Genomic DNA, 19,112 nt, shown 5'->3' on the forward strand with positions numbered 1-19,112 from the left:
GCCGTCTCCTATGTTGTTAGAGCGCGTCCGATCCACGTTCGCCCGTGCGCACACGAACGACGGTTTCGACCGGAGTCACCCACACCTTGCCGTCGCCGATCTTGCCGGTGCGGGCGGCCTCGACCACCGCTTCCAGCACCTTCTCGACGGCCGTGTCGTCGATGACGACCTCAATCTTGATCTTGGGCACGAAGTCCACCGAGTACTCCGCACCGCGGTAGACCTCGGTGTGGCCCTTCTGACGCCCGTAGCCCTGCACTTCACTGACCGTCATGCCCAGCACCCCGAGCTGTTCCAGGGCGCCCTTCACGTCGTCCAGCGTGAACGGCTTGATGATCGCGGTGACCAGCTTCATTTCTTGTTGCTCCCCTCGAGGACCGCGGTCGCGCCGGCGGCCACGCTCGGCTTGCCGGTACCACGCGCACTGGTGAGGCTGCCGTACTCGTAGGCGCGCTCAGCGTGCTCAGCCTCGTCGATGCTGGCGACCTCGGCCTCCTCCGACGCACGGAACCCGACGGTGAACTTCACCAGGTAGCCGAGCGCGAGGCTCAGCACGAACGAGTAGCCGAGCACCGCGAACGCACCGACGGCCTGGCGCCAGAGCTGGTCGACGCCGCCGCCGTAGAACAGACCGTTGATCTTGGCCGGGGCCGCTTCGCTGGCGAACAGGCCGATCAGGATCGTGCCGGACAGACCACCGACGAGGTGCACGCCGACGACGTCGAGCGAGTCGTCGAGCCGGAAGCGGTACTTGAGCGACACGGCCAGGGCGCAGAGGACACCGGTGATCGCGCCGATCGCGATGGCGCCGACCGGGGTGACCGCGGAACAGGCCGGGGTGATGGCGACCAGACCGGCGATGACGCCCGACGCGGCACCGAGCGTGGTGGCCTTGCCGTCACGGATGCGCTCGGTCAGCAGCCAGCCGAGCATCGCGGCGCAGGTGGCGACGAGGGTGTTGATGAAGGTGACACCGGCGGTGCCGTTCGCGCCCAGGGCGGAACCGGCGTTGAACCCGAACCAGCCGAACCAGAGCAGACCGGCGCCGAGCACGACCAGCGGCAGGCTGTGCGGCTTCATGGGCTCCTTGGGCCAGCCGACGCGCTTGCCGAGCACGATCGCGAGCGCGAGACCCGCCGCACCGGCGTTGATGTGCACCGCCGTACCACCGGCGAAGTCGATCGCGAGGAGCTTGTTGGCGATCCAGCCACCGGGGTCGATGACGTTGCCGGCCTCGTCCTTGCCGTCGAAGTCGAACACCCAGTGCGCGACCGGGAAGTAGACGATCGTCGCCCACAGGCCGGCGAACAGCAGCCACGGGCCGAAGCGGGCGCGGTCGGCGATCGCACCGGAGATCAGCGCGACCGTGATGATCGCGAACATCGCCTGGAACGCGACGAACACGGTGCTCGGGATCTTGCCGAACAGCGAGTCGGCGGCCAGCAGCCCGTCGAGGCCGAAGAACTCGAACGGCTTGCCCAGCAGGCCTCCGCCGACGTCCGCGCCGAATGCCATCGAGTACCCGAACAGCACCCAGAGGACACCGACCACGGCCATGGCGCCCAGGCTCATCATCATCATGTTGAGCACGCTCTTCGAACGGACCATGCCTCCGTAGAAGAAGGCAAGGCCCGGCGTCATCAGCAGCACCAATGCGGCGCTGGTGAGCACCCAGGCGGTGTCCCCTGTATCCACTTCGACCTCCACTGCACGTCGGTTGCAGGGAGCATCGAGATGTCCTGTTTCACGCACTTACGTGGAACGTTTCGCGGAGGTGAACTGTGGGGCCCACGTTGTTACGTCCGCGTTTCACGCCGTTCACGGCCTCGATTCGGCCACCTCACGGCGGCGAAGTGGTCACGAGAAGTAGCGTGGAGCTCTCCTTCCGGGGCATTCGGCCACATCGGAAGCGGTCGCTGGATACCGTCGGCTGATGCGCGTTTTCGCGATCACGGTGCTGGTCGTCGCACTTGGAGCCTTCGGCGCGGTCGTGTGGGTCGCGTCGAGCTTCCGGCTCTCCCCGGACTCTCGGGCAGAGCCGGTCATGCCCACACCGTCGGGTCCCCAACTCCGACGTCTGACCGTCGCGGTCGCGAGCACGCACGGATGGGACGTCATCTCGAACGGCGAGCAGGTGGTGGGCGACGTCCGCAACGAGACGGGAACCTGCGCCGATCCCTTCCACTCCCTGAAGGTGCCGCTCCCGCACTCCGGCCGCACCAGGGTGACTTTGGACGTCCAGCCCGAGCCGCAGCAACAACTCGTCATCACCGCGATCCGACTGGAGGTCAACGCACTCTCTCCCCCGTACAGGAAGGCGAAGTACCTCTACCACTGCGCGGGGCCCGCCGCCCCTCCCGCGACCAGGGTGCGGGTCGACACGAGCAGGTCAGCGGTCTACCCGGTCGAGGGGTCGTTCCCGTTGCAGGTGCCGGCGGACGGCCATCGGCAGGACATCGAGGTCGAGGTGCACGGCGAGAAGGCGGCCGGCTGGCAGATCGAGGTCGACTACATACTCGACGGAGTCGCCCGGACCCAGCGCGCGCCGACGCCGCGGCCACTGGTCACCGAGCCGCTGTCCGGTGCCGCGGGGCACACGGTGTGGTGCGACCGGCGGTGGCGTCCGGGCGAACGCTGCTAGGGCTTCGCAGGACAACGCCCCCGGTGCACGCACCGGGGGCATCGCGACCGATCGACGTCAGCGAACCGAGAACGGGCCCGCCGGGATCCGCGGCTTCGCGGACATGATCGACGCCTCGGCCGGCTCGACAGCGGCACACGACGTGCCGTTGCGCGGCAGCTTCAGCGATACGAGGTACTCGTTGTTGATCTTCAGCGTGCACTCGCTGCGGTCGTAGACGCCGTGGCCCCAGCCTTCGTAGGTGACGAAGACGGTGGTGTCACGGGACTGCTTGTGCGCGTTGACCGCCCACTCGTAGACCGTCGCCGTGTCGTACCTGGCGTTGGTCAGCAGGATCTTCGGCGCGTTCTTGATCTTCAGCGGGTGCTGCGGGTTCGTGGCCTTCGGGAACCCGACGCAGCCCATCATGGCGCCGTGGCCGATGGACGAGCCGCGGGTGTTCGGCGCGACCCGCTTCTCCATGGCGTTGAGCGCCTGGTACTCGCCCCACGAGCTGACGCGCAGGTTGTAGTCGTTGCAGAAGATGCCCGCGAACGGGTTCTCGAACGTCTCACCCTCCGCGAACGCCTTGCGGTCCGCCGGTGCCCCCTGGACGAGCGAGGCGATGTAGTCGGCGAACTGCTTGAAGGCAGGGCCGTAACCCATGCCCACGACGTTGGCACCCAGGTTCTCCGCCGTGATCACGCGGCCCGTCTGGTCCTTCAGCTCACCGCGGTCGGCCTTGGCGAGCAGGTCCTTCCAGATCGCCCGCAGGTCCTTGCCGTGGAACGGCGACGAAGGCGTCCGGTCGCTCCACTTGACCCACTCGTTGAACATGTCGTTCGCGCCACGCGCCTCGGTCTCGAGGAACTTCCACGTGCCGAGACTGTGGTCCATGTTCGAGTCGATGATCATGGCGCGGATGTTGCGGCCGTACTGCTCCGCGTAGTGCTGACCCATGATCGTGCCGTACGAGATGCCGTAATAGTTGATCTTCTTCTCGCCCAGCGCCCGGCGGATGGAGTCGATGTCGTGCGCGACGTCCTTCGTCGAGGCGTGGTCGAAGATCGGCCCGGACACCTCGCGGCAGTCCGCGCGCAGCTCCTTGTTGAACGCGACCAGGTTGTCGAACTCGGCCTTGGTCTTCGGGTACTCGGACGGCTGCCTCTGCAGCACCTCCGCCGAGCACTTGATCGGCTGGCTGCGCGCGACGCCACGCGGGTCGAACCCGATGACGTCGAACTTGTCGATGATCTCCTTGCTGAAGTACCCGTCGGCGCCGAACGTGAAGCTCACGCCCGACCCGCCCGGTCCGCCGGGGTTGATCACCATCGCGCCGATGCGCTTGGACGGGTCGGCCGCCTTGAGGCGCGACACGGCCAGCTTGAACTTCTCGCCGTTCGGCTTGCTGTAGTCGATCGGCAGTTCGAGGAAGCCGCAGTCGACCGTCGGCTTCTCCTCACAAGGCTTCCAGTCGATCGCGCCGACCTTGTACTCCGGCTGCCCTTCCGGAGCCGCGATCGCGACCTGACTCGCACCTAGAACCAATGCAGAACTGGCGATCGCGGCGCCAAAGGCGCGCACCATCGGTTGCATGGATGTCCTCCCTAGATCCCCGATCTTGCGGGAGGAACGCTTCCACCAATCGTGTGACGCAGACAACCAACCTAGGTAGGGATCAGAATCAGCCCGTGGTCGTACAACCACCGTCAGTTAGTCGTTTTGGCCCAGTTCGCCTGAAGGTGTGATACGCCGTCGCCCGTAAGCGCGCCGAGGATTCGGAGGCGTGCCATTCCGCCGTCCGGATAGATGTCGAGGCGGACGGCCGTCGCCTCGGTCGCGGCCACGACGAACCGGTGCCGCGTGTCGGGCTGCAGCCGGGTGCGCGGGAGCAGGTCGAACCACGCGTCAGGGTCGTTGCGCTCGTCGCAACCGCGGACGGACGCCCAGCCCGGCGCGTTGCCCTTGAAGTGGGTGGTGTCGAGCTCGACGAGTTGCACGACGCCGGGGGCGGCGAGCCGGAGCGACACCCAGTCGTTGCCGTCGTCACGGCGGCGCGCGGTCTCCCAGCCCTCGCCCATGACCGTGGCCTGACCAGGGGCGATGAGGTTGTTGGGCGAGCCGAAGAACATGTTGCTGCAGCCGGTGACGACAGCGCCGTTCTCCAGCGCGGCGAGGTCGATGCCGCCCACGAGCAGACGCGGGTCGGCGAGCGGTTCGCCGTGCACGCGCAACCGAGCGACACCGCCGTCCGGATCGATGGTCAGCCGTACGTGCGTGACCCGGCGTCCTTCGGTGACGTCGAAGAAGTGCTTCTCGTCGCCCTTCAGCGCGGTGCGTTCGACGAGCGGGAACCACTCGGTGATCTCGTCGACGGACGGGTAGCCGTCGACCTGCGCACCCTCGACCCAGCAGAACGGCGCGTAGTTGCCCTTGAAGAACGCCGTGTCGACGACGATCCCGCGCACGACGCCGGGCATGCCGAGCCTGACCACCGCCTGGTCGACGCCCGCCTCACGACGGCGGCGCGTCTCCCAGCCGTCGTACACCTGGCCTTTGTGGCCGAAGGTGTAGGTCTGGTAGACCGGCTCGGCGGGCTTGATCAGGTTCTCGCGCTCGGCGAACAGCTCGTCGTTCGCCCACACCACACCACCACCGACCGCGCGCGAGGCGAGATCGGGCAGCCGGGTCCACTCGGTCATGCTTCTCCTCGTCTGAGCAACTTGCCGTGCGTTGTGCTGATCTCCTTGCCACGCAACCACGTCTGCCGCACGACACCGTTCAGCGTGCGACCGTGGTACGGCGTGACGGGGTTGCGGTGGTGGAGCTTGTCCTTGTCCACCACGAAGGTCTCGTCCGGCGCGAAGACCACGAGGTCCGCGTCCTTGCCTGCCTCGATGGCGCCCTTGGTTTCCAGCCCGACCTGTCGTGCCGGATGCGTCGACATCCAGCGGACGACGTCGGTGAGGTGGAAGCCGCGCTCCCGTGCGCCCGTCCACACCGCCGGCAGACCGAGCTGCAGCGACGCGATGCCACCCCACGCCGTCGCGAAGTCGCCTTGCTTCAGCTCCACCGTGCTCGGCGAGTGGTCACTGACGACCAGGTCGATCACGCCGTCGCGCAGGCCCTGCCACAAGGCCTCGCGGTTCTCCGCCTCCCGGATCGGCGGGCAGCACTTGAACTCCGTCTGCCCGTCGTGGATCTCCTCGGCGGCGAACGTCAGGTAGTGCGGGCACGTTTCGGCGGTGATCCGCAGGCTCTCGCGTTTGGCCGCTCCCAGGATCGAGAGCGCGTCCGACGACGAGAGGTGCAGGATGTGCGTGCGAGCGCCGGTCCTGCGGGTCAGCGCCACGACGTCGCTGATCGCCTTGTTCTCGGCCTCGCGCGGCCGTGAGGCCAGGAAGCCCGCATAGTCCGGCTCCGAGTCGCGAACCGTGTGCGCGTCTTCGGCGTGCACGATCGTCAACGCGTCGAGCGTGGCCAGCTGCCTGAGTGCCACTTCGAGTTCGTCGGTCGTGACGGCCGGAAACTCGTCCACGCCCGAGTGCAGCAGGAAGCACTTGAAGCCGAAGACACCGGCCTCGTGCAACGGCTTCAGGTCGGCGAGGTTGCCGGGGATGATGCCGCCCCAGAACCCGACGTCCACCGAGATGTTCGCCGCGGCCTTGCGCTTGATCTCCAGCGCCGCCACCTCGACCGTCGGCGGGATGCTGTTGAGCGGCATGTCGATGATCGTCGTGACGCCACCGGCGGCGGCGGCTCTCGTGGCGGTCTCGAAGCCCTCCCACTCGCTGCGCCCGGGGTCGTTGACGTGCACGTGGGTGTCGACCAGGCCAGGCAACAGCACCTCGTCGTCCGCGAGGTGCACGACGTTGGGCGAGTCGATCCGGGGCTCGACCGCGGCGATCCGGCCGTCGACGACACCGACGTCGCACGCGATCTCGCCCTGCGGGGTCACGACCCTGCGGGCTCGGAAGACCAGGTCCATGGCACTCACTCTGACACCCAGTCGCGGGCGATGCGACCGCCGAGAACTTCCAGCAGTGAATCGGCCTGGGCCATGCACCGCGTGACGTCCGGTTCGACGTCCAGCAGCGCGTAGGCGGCCTTCAGCCCCAGGTCGCCCGGCTCGACCGAGCACTGGCCGGCCACCGCGACCACCGGCACGTCGCCCGAGGCCCTGACCACCCCGTACGGCACCTTGCCGTGCCTGGTCTGCTCGTCCAGGGAACCCTCGCCCGTGATCACCAGCGACGCACCGGCGACGGCTTCGGCGAACCCGGCCAGTTCCAGCACGACCTCGATGCCCGGCCGGAACCGCGCACCCAGCACCGCGAGAGCGGCGAACCCGATGCCGCCGGCCGCACCCGCGCCGGGCAGTGAGGCGTACTCCGGTCCGACGCGCTGGGCGAACTCGGCGAGGCGCGCTTCGAGGACCTTCACCTGCTCGGGTGAAGCTCCCTTCTGCGGCCCGTAGACCGCCGCCGCGCCGGAAGGCCCGAGCAGCGGGTTGTCCACGTCCGAGGCCAGCACCAGGTCGACGCCGCCGAACGACGCCTTGCCCAACGCCTCCAGCATCCCCGCGCCGCCGTCCGTGCACGCGCTGCCGCCCAGCCCGAGCACGATCGTGGTGCAGCCGACGTCGAGCGCGGCCTTCAGCAGCTCACCGACGCCGTAGCTGGTGGCGTCGAGCGGCGCGGGCTGCTCCAGCAACGTCAGCCCGGCCGCCGAGGCCACCTCGACCACGGCGGTCGTGCCCTTGACCGCGAACGACGCGGGCACCGGCTTGCCGACCGGCCCGGTGACCCAGCGTCCGACCTTCAAGAACCCGGCGGCGACGGCGGCGTCGACGGTGCCGTCGCCGCCGTCGGCCACCGGGAGGAGGCGCACGTCCACGTCCGGGACCGCCTCCCGCAGGCCGCGCGCGACGGCGGCAGCGACCTGCGGGGCGGTGAGCGATCCCTTGAACTTGTCCGGCGCGACGATCACTCGTGTCACGGCAGCGGCTCGAATTCCTTCATCGCGGCGATCGACGTGCCGTTCGCGGTGTTGCCCTCGCGCTCGATCATGATCTCCACGAGCACCGGCCGCGACGTCCTGTCGGCCTCCTTGCGCGCCCACTCCAGGGAGGTGCGGATCTCCGAAGGATCGGCGACCCGGATGCCGGAGCAGCCGTAGGCCTCCATGATCTTCACGTTGTCCGAGCCGCTCGTGTCGTAGTGGATGTCGACCTCGTACTTCATGTCGTAGCCACCGTGGTCCTCGGCCATCCGGATCAGGCCGAGGTACTCGTTGTTCAGCATGATCAGCACGAACGGCACGTCGTACTGGGCGCCGACCGCGAGCTCCTCGACCAGGAACTGGAACGAGTAGTCGCCGACGATGCCGACGACCTCGGCGTCGGGCCTGGCCTTCTTCACACCGATCGCCGCCGGGATCTCCCAGCCGAGCGGGCCTGCCTGACCGCAGACCTGGTAGTGCCGCGGCTTGTGCGCCTTCTGGTGCTGGCCGGACCAGATCTGGTAGAGCCCGATGGCCGTGACGAAGTAGGTGTCCGGGCCGTAGAACTCGTTGATCTCCTTGAAGACCCGCGGCGCCTTGACCGGCACGGTGTCGAAGTCCTCGCGGCGCAACAGGGTCCGCTTGAGTTCCTGGCACCGCTCCACCCAGGCGCCGGCTTCGCGAGCACCGCGCGCACGTGCTTTTTCGAGGAGTGCCTGCAGGAACAGCTTGGTGTCCGCCACGATGCCGAGGTCCGGCCCGAACACCTTGCCGATCTGCGTCGGCTCGACGTCGACGTGGATGAACTTCCGGTCGCCGCGGTACGTCGCGAGGTCACCGGTGTGCCGGTCGCCGAACCGCGCGCCCAGCGCCAGCACCAGGTCCGACTCCAGGAACGACGCGTTGCCGTAGCGCTGCGAGGTCTGGATGCCGGTCATGCCCGCGTAGAGCGGGTGGTCCTCGTCGATCGCGCCCTTGCCCATCAGCGTGGCCTGGATCGGGATCTGCAGGAACTCAGCCAGGTCCAGCAACTCGGCGGACGCCTCGCCGAGGATGACACCGCCACCGGCGAGCAGCAGTGGGCGTTCGGCGGCCAGCAGCATCTCCAGCGCGCGGTCGACCCGTGCGTCGGACGGCACGCTTTTCGGCACCGGCAACGGTTCGTCGATCGTGGAGTCCCACTCGATCTCCTGCTTCTGCACGTCGATCGGCAGGTCGATCAGGACCGGGCCGGGACGGCCGGAGCGGGCGATCCGGAACGCCTCGCGGAAGATCCACGGCATCTGCGCGGCTTCCTTGACCTGCACCGCCCACTTCGTGACGGGAGCGGCGATCGAGACGATGTCGACGGCCTGGAACGCCTCCTGGTGCAGTTTGGAGACCGCGGCCTGGCCGGTGATGCACAGGATCGGCACGGAGTCGGCCTGCGCGGTGTAGAGACCGGTGATCATGTTCGTGCCGGCCGGGCCCGAGGTGCCGATCGCGACACCGACGTTGCCGGTCGTGCGCGACCAGCCGTCGGCCATGTGCGTGGCGCCCTCCTCGTGCCGCACGATGAGGTGCTCGATCGAGCCGTCCTGCTCCATCGCCTTGTACAGCGGGAGGATCGCGGCGCCGGGGCAGCCGAACACGGTGTCGATGCCCTCGGACTTCAGGACCTCGACGACCGCCTGCATGACTGGGATCTTCGGCATGTTCTACGACCTTCCCGCGAAGTTCTCGATGACCTTGAGCAGCGCGGAGTGGTCGAGCGACCCGTAACCCTGCGCGCGTGCCGCCGCGACGAGAGCGGCGATCTGGTTGGTGACCGGCAGCGCGACGTCGGCGGCACGTGCCGCGTCCAGTGCGATGCCCATGTCCTTGTGGTGCAGATCGATCCGGAAGCCGGGCTGGAACTCGCGCGCGATCATGGACTCGCGCTTGAGGTCGAGGATCCGGTTCGCGGCGAGACCACCGGCGAGCACGTCCAGGCCCGCCTTCGGGTCGACGCCGGACGCCTCCAGCAGCACGATCGACTCCGCCACGAGGGCGTAGATGCCGCCGACCATCAACTGGTTCGCGGCCTTCACGACCTGGCCCGCGCCGTGCGGTCCGACGTGGACGATCGTCTTGCCGACGACCTCCAGGAACGGGCGCGCTGCCGCGAAGTCGGCCTCGTCGCCACCCACCATGATGCTGAGTGACGCCTGGACCGCACCGGTCTGGCCGCCGCTGACCGGCGCGTCGAGCACGCGGACGTTCGACAGCTTCTTCGCGATCCCGATCGACGTGGACGGGCGGATCGTGCTCATGTCGATCAGCAGCGTGCCGTCGTCGAACGTGACCTCGTCGATCACGGCCTCGACCTGCGGGTGGTTCGGCAGCATCGTGATGACGACCTCGGCGCCGCTCACTGCTTCCTGCGCGGATGCCGCCGCCTTGCCACCGTCGGCAACCAACTTTTCGAGCGACGCAGAGCTGAGGTCGAAGCCCGTCACGTCGTGTCCGGCGGCTACGAGGTGGGCCGCCATCGGGCTGCCCATGATGCCGAGTCCGATGAATCCGATGCGGGTCATGCGTTGTCCCTCCAAGCGAAGGAGTGGGTGACGGGCTTGTACTCGGCGCCGACGAAGCCCGTGTAGCCGTTGGCGCGGAGCTTCGCGAGATGCCCGAAGAGGTCGAGCTCGCCGGTGCCTGGCTCACCGCGTCCGGGAGCGTCGGCGATCTGCACGTGACCGATGCGGTCGACGTGGTCGGCGAGGAGGTCGAGGTCGTCGCCGTTCGTGGCGAGGTGGTAGAGGTCCGCGAGCAGCTTCACGTTGCCGCGGTCGATCTCGTCGATGAGCTCGAACGCCTGGTGGGCGGTCTTGATCGGGTACTTCGGCGCGCCGCTGAGCGGTTCGATCACGAGCTGGGCGCCTGCCTGCGCCGCGACGTCGGCGGCGAAGCGGTAGTTGGAGACGGTCTGCGCGGTGGTCTCGAAGTTGCCGTGCAGCGCGTTGAGCGTGCGGCAACCGAGGCGGGCCGCGATGGCCGCGGTGATCTCGACGTTCGTCCGGAACTCCGTCTCGCGGCCGGGCCAGCTCGCGAGGCCGCGGTCTCCCGCCGGCATGTCGCCCGCGTAGAGGTTGAGACCCACGAGGCGCACCTGCGCGTCGACGATGGCGCCTTCGAACGCCTCGATCTCCCGCGTCTCGGGTACGGCGTCCGCGAACGGCCACCAGATCTCGACCGCGTCGAACCCGGCGGCCCGTGCGGCTTGAGGACGCTCCAGTAGCGGTAGCTCGGTGAAGAGCATCGAGAGGTTGGCATCGAACATCGGTTCAGGTCCTTCCCACCCGCAGGAAATTCCACATTGCGGAAGTTGGATTTCGCTCTATGGAGACACTAGACATCTCGCTCGGCTCGGGTCAAGAATGTGGAAGTTAGATTCCGCGATACAGAAACTTGGAGAGCCGTGGACAGCTTCAACAGCGCCCCGGAGGCCGAACTGCGACCTCTGCTCACCGAGTGCCTCGCGGTACCCCGCTGGATCGACGCGATGGTGGCGGGCAGGCCCTACGCGTCGATGGATGCACTCCTCGCGGCTTCTTCGGTTGCCGCACAAGGACTTTCCGACGAGGAGGTGCTCGGCGCCATCGCCGGGCACCCGCGCATCGGCGAACGACAGAAGACAGGCGGGGTGTCGGCGAGGTGGTCGCGGTCCGAACAGTCCGGTGTGGACGCCTCCCAGGCTGATCGCCTGGCGGCCGCCAACGCCGCGTACGAGGATCGGTTCGGGCACATCTACCTGGTGTGCGCGACCGGCCTGAGCGGTGCGGAGATGCTCGGCAACCTGTCCTCGCGGATGGACAACCCGCCGGATGTCGAGCTCCGCGTCGTCAACGACGAACTCGCGAAGATCGCCGCCTTGCGGCTGCAGAAGCTGATCGGGAGCTGAACATGGCCATCGTCCTGGGCCCCAACCAGTACGGAAAGGCGGAGAACCGCCTCGTCACGGTGTCGCGCAACGGTTCCGTGCACACCATCAAAGACCTCACCGTCAGCACCTCGCTGCGCGGAGACCTCGCCGACACGCACCTGACCGGCGACAACGCCAAGGTGCTCGCGACCGACACGCAGAAGAACACCGTCTACGCCTTCGCCAAGGAGTCGCCGGTCGGTGAGATCGAGGACTTCGCGCTGCGCCTGGGCCGCCACTTCGTCGGCTCGCAGGAGCCGATCACGGGCGCCCGCATCCTGATCGACGAGCACGCCTGGGACCGCATCGACGGCCACGACCACTCGTTCGTCCAGGGGTCGAACGAGAAGCGCACCACCGCCGTGACGATCGACGGCTCGCAGGCGTGGGTCGTGTCGGGCGTACGCGACATGGTGGTGCTGAAGTCGACCGGTTCGGAGTTCCACGGCTACCCGAAGGACCCGTACACGACCCTGAAGGAGACCAACGACCGCATCCTGGCGACGTCCGTGACGGCCCGCTGGCGTTACATCGGCACCGAGGTCGACTGGGCGAAGTCGTTCGCGGAGATCCGGTCCGTGATGCTGAAGACGTTCGCGGACAAGCATTCCCTGTCGTTGCAGCAGACGCTGTACGCGATGGGCGAGGCAGTGCTGAACGCACGTCCGGAGGTCGCCGAGGTGCGGCTCTCCATGCCGAACAAGCACCACTTCCTGGTGGACCTCAGCGCGTTCGGCCTGGAGAACGACAACGAGGTCTTCTACGCCGCGGACCGCCCGTACGGGCTCATCGAGGGCTCGATCCTGCGGGACGACGCTCCGGACGCGGGCCAGGCCTGGAGTACTTTGCCAGCCTTCTGAACACCACCGGGTTGAGCAGGCTCGCAGGCGTCGCGACCATGTGCACGACCCGGACGAAGCGCCGGAACAGGTCGGGGTCGTGCACGATCCCGGCCTGCCACTTCTTGAGGTACCAGCCGAGCAGGCCGCCACGCCGGGTCTCCACCCAGCTGCGGTCGGCGTTGCTCGACATCGCCCACGTCCCCTGCGCGGCCTTCGCGACCTTGCGCTGGAACGCCCGGCAGCCCTTGGCGCTGAAGTCCTCGTGCTGCCGGAACAACAACGCCTCCATCGCCGCGACCGTGATCCCCTGCCCGTACACGGGGTTGAACGCGCACACCGCGTCGCCCACCGCTACCAGCCCGCCGGGCCAGTTCGAGGTGTCCTCGAAAGCGTTGCGGCGACTGGCCGTGCGGGCGAAGAGGTAGACGGGTGTGAGCGGTTCGGCGTCGGCGAGCATCTCCGAGATCGGTACCCGCAACGAGTCCAGGAACTCCTGGTAGCCGTCGAGGTCGCGCGGCGGGTGATCACCGGCGGCGCCCTGTGCGGTGACCATGAGCCGGTCGCCCTCGACGCGCATCGCCGCGACGCCGCGCGGGAGGTCCGGTGCGGACAGGCTTTCCGCGTACGCCACGGGAAAGCCCTGCGGCGCGGTGTAGATCCGGGTCGCGTACCCGGTGCCGGAGTCGACCACCTCCGGTTCCGGCGTCGTGATCCCCGCGGTGGCGAGCCAGACCGGCAGCTTCGACGACCTGCCGGTCGCGTCGACGACCAGGTCCGCGTCGACCCTGCCGTCACGCGTGAGCACGCCGTCCACGGCGCCGTCGCGGAACGACAGCCCGGTGATGTGCACGCCGTCCACGATCTCGGCCGTGACCCGCCGCCGGATGCAGGTCTCCAGCAGCGGGCGGCTCAACGACAGCAGCGGCATGCCCGTGTGCGCCGTGGCGAGCCAGCCGAGCGGGTTGAGGATCCGCATGTCCCCCGCGTCGGCGAGTGCCGCCCCCTGCGTCACGAGTTCCTCGCGCAGGCCGGGGAACAGCCCCTCCAGCAGCTCACCACCGCGCACCAGCAACCCGTGCACGTGCCGGCCCTGCGGCACGCCCGCCCGGTACTCGGGCTCCTCCGGCAGTTCGTCCCGCTCCAGGACCACCACCTCGTCGCACGTCTCGGTCAGCACCCGAGCAGCCAGCAAGCCGGCGATTCCCCCACCCATCACCACGGCCTTCATACAGCCATTCAACCAGCGATCAGCCGAGCGTCAGCGGTTCTCGCTCGTGCGCAACGACATCTGCTGATCACGCCACGAGTGGAACAGGTCCGCCTCGCCGTACCAGTCGACGCCGGTCGGCCGTTCGCCGGAGATCATGAACTCGATCAGCAGCTGCCGGAACAGGTCGAGCGGAACGCCGACGCCGGGCGGGAAGTCCGTGTACTTCTCGTTGACGTACGGCGCTTCCGCGGACCCCTTCGGCCAGCCCATGAAGGTGTTATCGACGTAGAACATGTAGCCCCACGCACCGCGCACGGCGAGCACGACGTTGTGGTCCGCGTCGCCCTCGGCGGTGAGGTCGCGGCCGAAGTGGTCGAGCGACCCGTCGTTGCACTCGGGCCGGTCGAGCAGCCTGATCAGCGTGTCCACATCCGCCTCGCACGCGACGACCTGGTACTTGTGCTCGGCCGCCTCGAGGTCGGGTAGGCCGGTCCAGAGGCCCGCACGCATGCTCATGCGAGCCACCCTGCACCCAATACCCGCACTATTCGACACCCATTGACGGAACCACACGAACGGGTGATGACCCGATCAGCTCGAACGGGTGGCGAGCCCTCGCAGTGCTGACTCGTCCAGACCTGTCGCGACCTGCACCTCCACCGGATCGAGCGCACCGCAGTCCACCGCTCGGAGGAAGAACGACGACAGCGCCTGAGCGGTCGCCGGCTCGTCCAGGACGCCTCCCGAAACGTTCTCCACGTAGGCCTTCAGCCGTGCCGCGTCCGCCTCCAGACCCTCCCGGTAGAAGGCGTAGACGGCCGCGTACCGCGTCACCAGCTGGGCCGGGTGCAGGTCCCAGCCCTGGTGGAAACCGTGCTCCAGCGAACGTCGCGTGAGCCGGTAGTGGGTGTCCCAGCCGTGCTTCTTCTGATCACCGACGGGAAGCACGTTGGTGGAGCCGTCCGACAGCCGAACACCCGTGCCGGCGGCGGAAACCTGCATCACGTGCCGGGCGAAGTCGCACGCGCCGTGCGCCAGGTGCTGCTGCGCCGCGGACAGCCCGCAGCCCGCCGTGTAGTCGTAGGTGCCGAAGTGCAGACCTGTCACGCGGCCCCGCCCGGCCTCGATGAACCGCGGGATCGCGAGCCGTCCCTCACCGTCCACGATGGACTGGGTGGTCTCCACCTGGATCTCGAACCTCAGATCCCCGCCGAAGAGGTCGAGCACCTCACCGAAGACCTCGACCTGGTCGACCGACGTCACCTTGGGAAAGGTGATCACGAAACCCGGCGGGATCTCTCCCAGTGCCGTCAGGAAGATGTCCAGCGTGCGCAGGCCGCGCTCGCGCAGTTCGGCCGTGTCGAACGACTTGATCCGCAGCCCGGACGACGGCGGCGCGGTGCCGTCGGCGACCCAGCGCGCCAGGAGGATCGCCGTGCTCTCGGCGTCCATGTCCTCGACGTCGTCCTCGGGCGCGCCGTAGCCGTCCTCGAAGTCGATCCGCAGGTCCTCGATCGGCTCGCGGCGGAGCTTGGCCTCGACGCGTTCCAGCGCGCCCTCGGGCAGTTCCGGAAGCAGTTCCGGTTCGATCGACTCCAGCGCCTCACGGCCCCAGTCGGCGACCGTGGTCCCGATGATGCGACCGGCGGGCACGTAGCAGGTGTGGACGGGCTGACGCCCCACCGGCCAGCTGCGTTCCACAGTGGACAGCCGGGCGGTCACCCGCGCGACGTCCTCGGGAGACAGCGATGTCTCGTACATCAGATGCGCTCGTACGCCGGCAGCGTCAGGAAGTCCACGAAGTCCTCGGACAACGCGACCTGCTCGAACAGCTCGACGGCCGCCGCGACGTGCGGCCCTTCCAGCTCATTGCCCACCCGCGTCAGCACCTGCCGCACGGCGTCGGCGGTGACCTGCGTGCCGTCGTCGAGCACGACCTTGTTGTTGATCCACTGCCAGATCTGCGACCTGCTGATCTCCGCGGTGGCCGCGTCCTCCATCAGGTTGTGGATCGCCGCCGCGCCGTTGCCGCCCAGCCAGGACGCGATGTACCGCACGCCGACGTCGACGGCGGCCTCGAGTCCCGCACGCGTCGCCGCACCACCCGCCGACTTGAAGTCGAGCAACTGCTCCGCGGTGACGCTGACCTCCGGACGCTGCTTGTCGATCTGGTTCGGCCGATCATCCAGCACCCCGTCGAAGATCTCGCGGCAGATCGGCACGAGGTCAGGATGCGCCACCCACGACCCGTCGAAACCGTCGTTCGCCTCGCGCGTCTTGTCCTCACGAACCTTGCGCAGCGCGTTCTCGGTGACCTCGGGGTCACGCCGGTTCGGGATGAACGCGGCCATGCCACCCATGGCGAACGCCCCGCGCTTGTGGCACGTCTTCACCAGAAGCTCGGTGTACGCGCGCATGAACGGCGCCGTCATCGTGACGCTGTTGCGGTCCGGCAACACGTAGTCCGCACCCGCGTCACGGAAGTACTTGATGACGCTGAAGAGGTAGTCCCACCGACCGGCGTTGAGGCCCGACGCGTGGTCGCGCAGTTCGTAGAGGATCTCCTCCATCTGGAACGCGGCGGGAATCGTCTCGATGAGCACCGTCGCCCTGATGGTGCCGTGCGGCACGCCCTTGAGCTTTTGCGCCGTCGTGAAAACGTCGTTCCACAGCCGTGCTTCGAGGTGCGATTCCATCTTCGGCAGGTAGTAGTACGGCTTGCCAAGCTCGGCGTTGTGGAAGAAGTGCAGCCCGAAGTCCACGAGCGCACCAACGGCGTTCTTCCCACCGAACTGCAGGTTCCGCTCGTCGAGGTGCCACCCGCGCGGCCGCACGACGATCGTCGGGTACGGCCCGCCCTTGAGCGTGTACTCCTTGCCCTCCGGCGAGGTGAACGCGATCGTCTCCCGCGCCGCCTCGTACAGGTTCACCTGCCCCTGCACGACGTTGTCCCAATGCGGCGTGTTCGCGTCCTCCAGGTCCGCGAGCCACACCCTGGCACCGGAGTTGAGCGCGTTGATCGTCATCTTGCGCTCGGTGGGCCCGGTGATCTCGACGCGCCGGTCGCGCAGCGGTTCGGGCGCTTCGGCAACCCGCCACTCACCGTCCCGCACGTCCTGCGTCTCGGGGAGGAACCCGAGGGGCCGGCGCTCCTTGCGAAGGGCGAGCAACTCGTCCCTGCGGGCGGCGTGCGCCTCATGCAGCTTCGCGACGAACTCAAGAGCCTCTTCGGTCAGGACCTGCACCTGGATCCACCTCTCTCGGTTTTGCTGTGTGGACTATAGTTTTTGCATTGCGGAACTGCAACGAGAGGAGCCGCACCGTGTCCACAGGTGGCGTGCAGTCCCTGCAAAGAGCCTTCGACCTGCTAGAACGCCTAGCAGACGCAGGCGGTGAAGCGTCACTCTCAGAGCTGGCGGCAACGTCGGGCCTGCCACTCCCCACGATCCACCGCCTCATCCGCACCCTTGTCACGCTGGGCTATGTAAGGCAGAACAGCAACCGGCGCTACACCCTCGGCTCCCGCCTGATCCGCCTCGGCGAAACAGCTTCCCGCCAGTACGGCACGTGGGCCAGGCCGCTGCTGTCCCAGCTGGTCGACTCGGTGGAGGAAACGGCGAACCTGGCCGTCCTGGACGGCGACGAGGTCGTCTACGTGGCGCAGGTGCCGTCGAAGCACTCGATGCGCATGTTCACGGAGGTGGGCCGGCGGTTGCTGCCGCACGGCACAGGCGTCGGCAAGGCGATGCTCTCGCAGCTCCCCCGCGCGGACGTTCGCGCACTACTGGAACGCACCGGCCTGCCCGCGTACACGTCGAACACGATCACCGACGCCACCGAACTGCTCGACTCGCTCGACGAGATCGCAGAACGCGGCTTCGCGCTGGACGAGTCCGAACAGGAACTCGGCGTGCGGTGCATCGCGGTGCCGGTGGTGGGCGGCCCGACGCTGGCCGCCGTATCGGTGTCAGGCCCGGAGGGCAGGCTCACCAAGGACGCTGTGAACCGCATCCTGCCCGAGGTTCTGGCGGTCGCGAAGCGACTGGCGGACCAAGCCGCAACTGCCTGATCGCACGCGAAGCCGAAGGCAAGCCGTCCTTACCAAACGGACCAGGCAATCAGCCCAGCAATGCATCCACAAACGCCCCAGGCTCAAACGGAGCCAGGTGGTCAGCCCCTTCACCCAGCCCAACCAGCTTCACCGGCACCCCAAGCTCACGCTGCACCTGAAAAACAATCCCACCCTTGGCGGTACCGTCCAGCTTGGTCAGCACGATCCCGGTGATGGCAACCTGCTCAGCGAACACCCGAGCCTGCGTGAGCCCGTTCTGCCCGGTCGTGGCATCCAGAACCAGCAGAACCTCGTCCACCACGGCCTGCTTCTCGATGACGCGCTTCACCTTGCCGAGCTCGTCCATCAAGCCCTTCTTGGTGTGCAACCGCCCGGCAGTGTCGATCAGCACCGTGTCGACCCCGGTGTCCATGCCCCGCTTCACCGACTCGAAAGCCACGGACGCCGGGTCGCCGCCCTCAGGCCCGCGCACGGTCTCCGCACCGACCCGCTTGCCCCAGGTCTCCAACTGGTCGGCAGCTGCAGCACGGAACGTGTCAGCGGCACCGAGCAACACCGTCCGCCCGTCAGCGACCAGAACGCGTGCCAACTTGCCGGTGGTGGTCGTCTTGCCGACCCCGTTGACCCCGACCACCAGCAACACAGCGGGCTTGCCGGCGTGCGGCAGAGCCTTCAAAGAGCGATCCATCGTCGGCCCGAGAGCGTCGACGAGCACGGACCGCACCAACGCCTGAGCTTCAGCCTCGGTCCGCACCCCGGAACCGGCGATCTTCGAGCGGAGCGTCGACACGATCTCGGTCGTCGTGGCCGCGCCCAGATCGGCGATCAGCAGCGTGTCCTCGACGTCCTGCCACGAGTCCTCGTCCAGGTCGCCCGCGCCGAGCAGACCCAGCAGCGAGGTGCCGAACGCGTTGCGCGACTTCGAGAGCTTGCCGCGCAGACGTTCCAGGCGACCGGCCGTCGGCTCGATCTCCTCGACCTCGGACGCCTCTTCCGGCAGGTCGACCTCGACGAAGCCGCGCTTCGCCGAGTCGCGTGGCACGGAGGCGTCGTCGCCGACTCCCGGCTGGCCGTCGACCTCGGTCCGCTCGGCCACCGGGTGCTCGACGGGCACCGGGGCCTCGGCGGTGGTGGCTTCGGGGGCGGCCGGGGTCAGCGAGATCCCGGACGACGCCTGGTATCCGCCAGGCCTCGGCGTCTCCTCCTTCTGGGTCAGGCTGATGCGACGGCGACGCGTCAGCACCACACCGGTCACCAGCGCGGCGATCAGGACGACCGCCACGACGACGAGGATCAGGACAAGGGAGGACGTCGACACGGGCTCATGGTTTCACAGACCCTCATGTGACCTGCCAACCATCTATTGCTCATTTAGGCGAAGATTTCACCAAAGCCCTTGCGTCCCGCCACACTGTGGAATAGACCAC

18 protein-coding genes are annotated in these 19,112 nt (G+C 68.0%); 4 read left to right on the plus strand and 14 right to left on the minus strand.

All coding sequences use genetic code 11. The features are described from left to right. Positions 1–16 precede the first annotated feature (16 nt). Together IG04_RS0127760 and IG04_RS0127765 are read right to left on the minus strand one after the other, a co-directional pair. Positions 17–355, minus strand: a complete 339-nt coding sequence (locus IG04_RS0127760; RefSeq protein WP_030479675.1) for a P-II family nitrogen regulator — start codon at positions 353–355, stop codon at positions 17–19. Next, complete coding sequence (locus tag IG04_RS0127765) at positions 352–1,695, minus strand: ammonium transporter (RefSeq protein WP_030479676.1); 1,344 nt, start codon at positions 1,693–1,695, stop codon at positions 352–354. Before IG04_RS0127765 ends, IG04_RS0127760 begins: the two co-directional genes overlap by 4 nt. Before the next feature lie 238 nt (positions 1,696–1,933). Between IG04_RS0127765 and IG04_RS0127770 the strand changes: the two genes are divergently transcribed. Next, positions 1,934–2,641 carry a hypothetical protein gene (locus IG04_RS0127770; protein WP_030479677.1) on the plus strand — a complete coding sequence of 236 codons (708 nt, stop codon included), beginning with the start codon at positions 1,934–1,936 and terminating at the stop codon, positions 2,639–2,641. 57 nt (positions 2,642–2,698) lie between these two features. Here the strand turns inward: IG04_RS0127770 and IG04_RS0127775 are convergent, their stop codons facing one another. The 7 genes from IG04_RS0127775 to IG04_RS0127805 form a co-directional block, all read right to left on the minus strand. After that, positions 2,699–4,216 carry an alpha/beta fold hydrolase gene (locus tag IG04_RS0127775; RefSeq protein ID WP_030479678.1) on the minus strand — a complete coding sequence of 506 codons (1,518 nt, stop codon included), beginning with the start codon at positions 4,214–4,216 and terminating at the stop codon, positions 2,699–2,701. Between the two features lie 113 nt (positions 4,217–4,329). Further along, positions 4,330–5,322: an allantoicase gene (gene alc, locus IG04_RS0127780; protein WP_030479679.1), complete on the minus strand. Its 993-nt coding sequence runs from the start codon at positions 5,320–5,322 to the stop codon at positions 4,330–4,332. After that, positions 5,319–6,608, minus strand: a complete 1,290-nt coding sequence (gene allB, locus IG04_RS0127785; protein WP_030479680.1) for an allantoinase AllB — start codon at positions 6,606–6,608, stop codon at positions 5,319–5,321. Before allB ends, alc begins: the two co-directional genes overlap by 4 nt. 5 nt (positions 6,609–6,613) lie before the next feature. Then, positions 6,614–7,618 carry a glycerate kinase family protein gene (locus IG04_RS0127790; protein ID WP_211257827.1) on the minus strand — a complete coding sequence of 335 codons (1,005 nt, stop codon included), beginning with the start codon at positions 7,616–7,618 and terminating at the stop codon, positions 6,614–6,616. Further along, entirely contained in the window at positions 7,615–9,315 is a 1,701-nt protein-coding gene (gene gcl / locus IG04_RS0127795; RefSeq protein WP_084401374.1) for a glyoxylate carboligase, read from the minus strand. The genes IG04_RS0127790 and gcl overlap by 4 nt, the downstream gene beginning before the upstream one ends. A gap of 3 nt (positions 9,316–9,318) precedes the next feature. After that, a complete protein-coding gene (locus IG04_RS0127800) occupies positions 9,319–10,176 on the minus strand; it encodes an NAD(P)-dependent oxidoreductase (protein WP_030479683.1) in 858 nt (285 codons plus the stop codon). Then, positions 10,173–10,919: a hydroxypyruvate isomerase family protein gene (locus IG04_RS0127805; RefSeq protein WP_051770806.1), complete on the minus strand. Its 747-nt coding sequence runs from the start codon at positions 10,917–10,919 to the stop codon at positions 10,173–10,175. Before IG04_RS0127805 ends, IG04_RS0127800 begins: the two co-directional genes overlap by 4 nt. 99 nt (positions 10,920–11,018) lie before the next feature. Here IG04_RS0127805 and uraD point away from each other — a divergent pair, with 99 nt between their 5' ends. Next, complete coding sequence (gene uraD / locus IG04_RS0127810) at positions 11,019–11,540, plus strand: 2-oxo-4-hydroxy-4-carboxy-5-ureidoimidazoline decarboxylase (protein WP_276326710.1); 522 nt, start codon at positions 11,019–11,021, stop codon at positions 11,538–11,540. Between the two features lie 2 nt (positions 11,541–11,542). Continuing rightward, positions 11,543–12,421, plus strand: a complete 879-nt coding sequence (pucL, locus tag IG04_RS0127815) for a factor-independent urate hydroxylase (protein WP_030479686.1) — start codon at positions 11,543–11,545, stop codon at positions 12,419–12,421. On the opposite strand, the gene IG04_RS0127820 is transcribed toward pucL, so the two are convergent. The 4 genes from IG04_RS0127820 to aceB form a co-directional block, all read right to left on the minus strand. Then, positions 12,348–13,631: an NAD(P)/FAD-dependent oxidoreductase gene (locus tag IG04_RS0127820; protein ID WP_051770808.1), complete on the minus strand. Its 1,284-nt coding sequence runs from the start codon at positions 13,629–13,631 to the stop codon at positions 12,348–12,350. The two genes, pucL and IG04_RS0127820, sit on opposite strands and share 74 nt — an antisense overlap. 30 nt (positions 13,632–13,661) lie before the next feature. Beyond that, positions 13,662–14,129: an Imm1 family immunity protein gene (locus IG04_RS0127825; RefSeq protein ID WP_030479688.1), complete on the minus strand. Its 468-nt coding sequence runs from the start codon at positions 14,127–14,129 to the stop codon at positions 13,662–13,664. Between the two features lie 75 nt (positions 14,130–14,204). After that, positions 14,205–15,374 (minus strand): DUF6986 family protein, encoded by a 1,170-nt coding sequence (locus IG04_RS0127830; protein WP_030479689.1) that lies wholly within the window; start codon positions 15,372–15,374, stop codon positions 14,205–14,207. Further along, positions 15,374–16,858: a malate synthase A gene (gene aceB / locus IG04_RS0127835; RefSeq protein WP_245816247.1), complete on the minus strand. Its 1,485-nt coding sequence runs from the start codon at positions 16,856–16,858 to the stop codon at positions 15,374–15,376. Before aceB ends, IG04_RS0127830 begins: the two co-directional genes overlap by 1 nt. Positions 16,859–16,935: 77 nt before the next feature. On the opposite strand from aceB, the gene IG04_RS0127840 reads away from it, so the two are divergent. Further along, positions 16,936–17,682, plus strand: coding sequence for an IclR family transcriptional regulator (locus IG04_RS0127840; protein WP_036016023.1), 747 nt, complete (start codon positions 16,936–16,938; stop codon positions 17,680–17,682). A gap of 49 nt (positions 17,683–17,731) precedes the next feature. On the opposite strand, the gene ftsY is transcribed toward IG04_RS0127840, so the two are convergent. Then, complete coding sequence (gene ftsY, locus IG04_RS0127845) at positions 17,732–19,003, minus strand: signal recognition particle-docking protein FtsY (RefSeq protein ID WP_030479692.1); 1,272 nt, start codon at positions 19,001–19,003, stop codon at positions 17,732–17,734. Positions 19,004–19,112 lie beyond the last annotated feature (109 nt).

Origin of the sequence: Lentzea albidocapillata (genome assembly GCF_000719115.1) — a bacterium.
Taxonomy (GTDB): domain Bacteria; phylum Actinomycetota; class Actinomycetes; order Mycobacteriales; family Pseudonocardiaceae; genus Lentzea; species Lentzea albidocapillata.

What these genes read in the sequence shown, in the direction of transcription:
- IG04_RS0127805 (WP_051770806.1), bottom strand. Translation starts at nt 10,919, where the DNA reads ATGTTCGATGCCAACCTCTCGATGCTCTTCACCGAGCTACCGCTACTG.
- pucL (WP_030479686.1), top strand. Translation starts at nt 11,543, where the DNA reads ATGGCCATCGTCCTGGGCCCCAACCAGTACGGAAAGGCGGAGAACCGC.
- gcl (WP_084401374.1), bottom strand. Translation starts at nt 9,315, where the DNA reads ATGCCGAAGATCCCAGTCATGCAGGCGGTCGTCGAGGTCCTGAAGTCC.
- IG04_RS0127760 (WP_030479675.1), bottom strand. Translation starts at nt 355, where the DNA reads ATGAAGCTGGTCACCGCGATCATCAAGCCGTTCACGCTGGACGACGTG.
- IG04_RS0127830 (WP_030479689.1), bottom strand. Translation starts at nt 15,374, where the DNA reads ATGTACGAGACATCGCTGTCTCCCGAGGACGTCGCGCGGGTGACCGCC.
- IG04_RS0127825 (WP_030479688.1), bottom strand. Translation starts at nt 14,129, where the DNA reads ATGAGCATGCGTGCGGGCCTCTGGACCGGCCTACCCGACCTCGAGGCG.
- alc (WP_030479679.1), bottom strand. Translation starts at nt 5,322, where the DNA reads ATGACCGAGTGGACCCGGCTGCCCGATCTCGCCTCGCGCGCGGTCGGT.
- allB (WP_030479680.1), bottom strand. Translation starts at nt 6,608, where the DNA reads ATGGACCTGGTCTTCCGAGCCCGCAGGGTCGTGACCCCGCAGGGCGAG.
- IG04_RS0127800 (WP_030479683.1), bottom strand. Translation starts at nt 10,176, where the DNA reads ATGACCCGCATCGGATTCATCGGACTCGGCATCATGGGCAGCCCGATG.
- IG04_RS0127770 (WP_030479677.1), top strand. Translation starts at nt 1,934, where the DNA reads ATGCGCGTTTTCGCGATCACGGTGCTGGTCGTCGCACTTGGAGCCTTC.
- IG04_RS0127775 (WP_030479678.1), bottom strand. Translation starts at nt 4,216, where the DNA reads ATGCAACCGATGGTGCGCGCCTTTGGCGCCGCGATCGCCAGTTCTGCA.
- IG04_RS0127820 (WP_051770808.1), bottom strand. Translation starts at nt 13,631, where the DNA reads ATGAAGGCCGTGGTGATGGGTGGGGGAATCGCCGGCTTGCTGGCTGCT.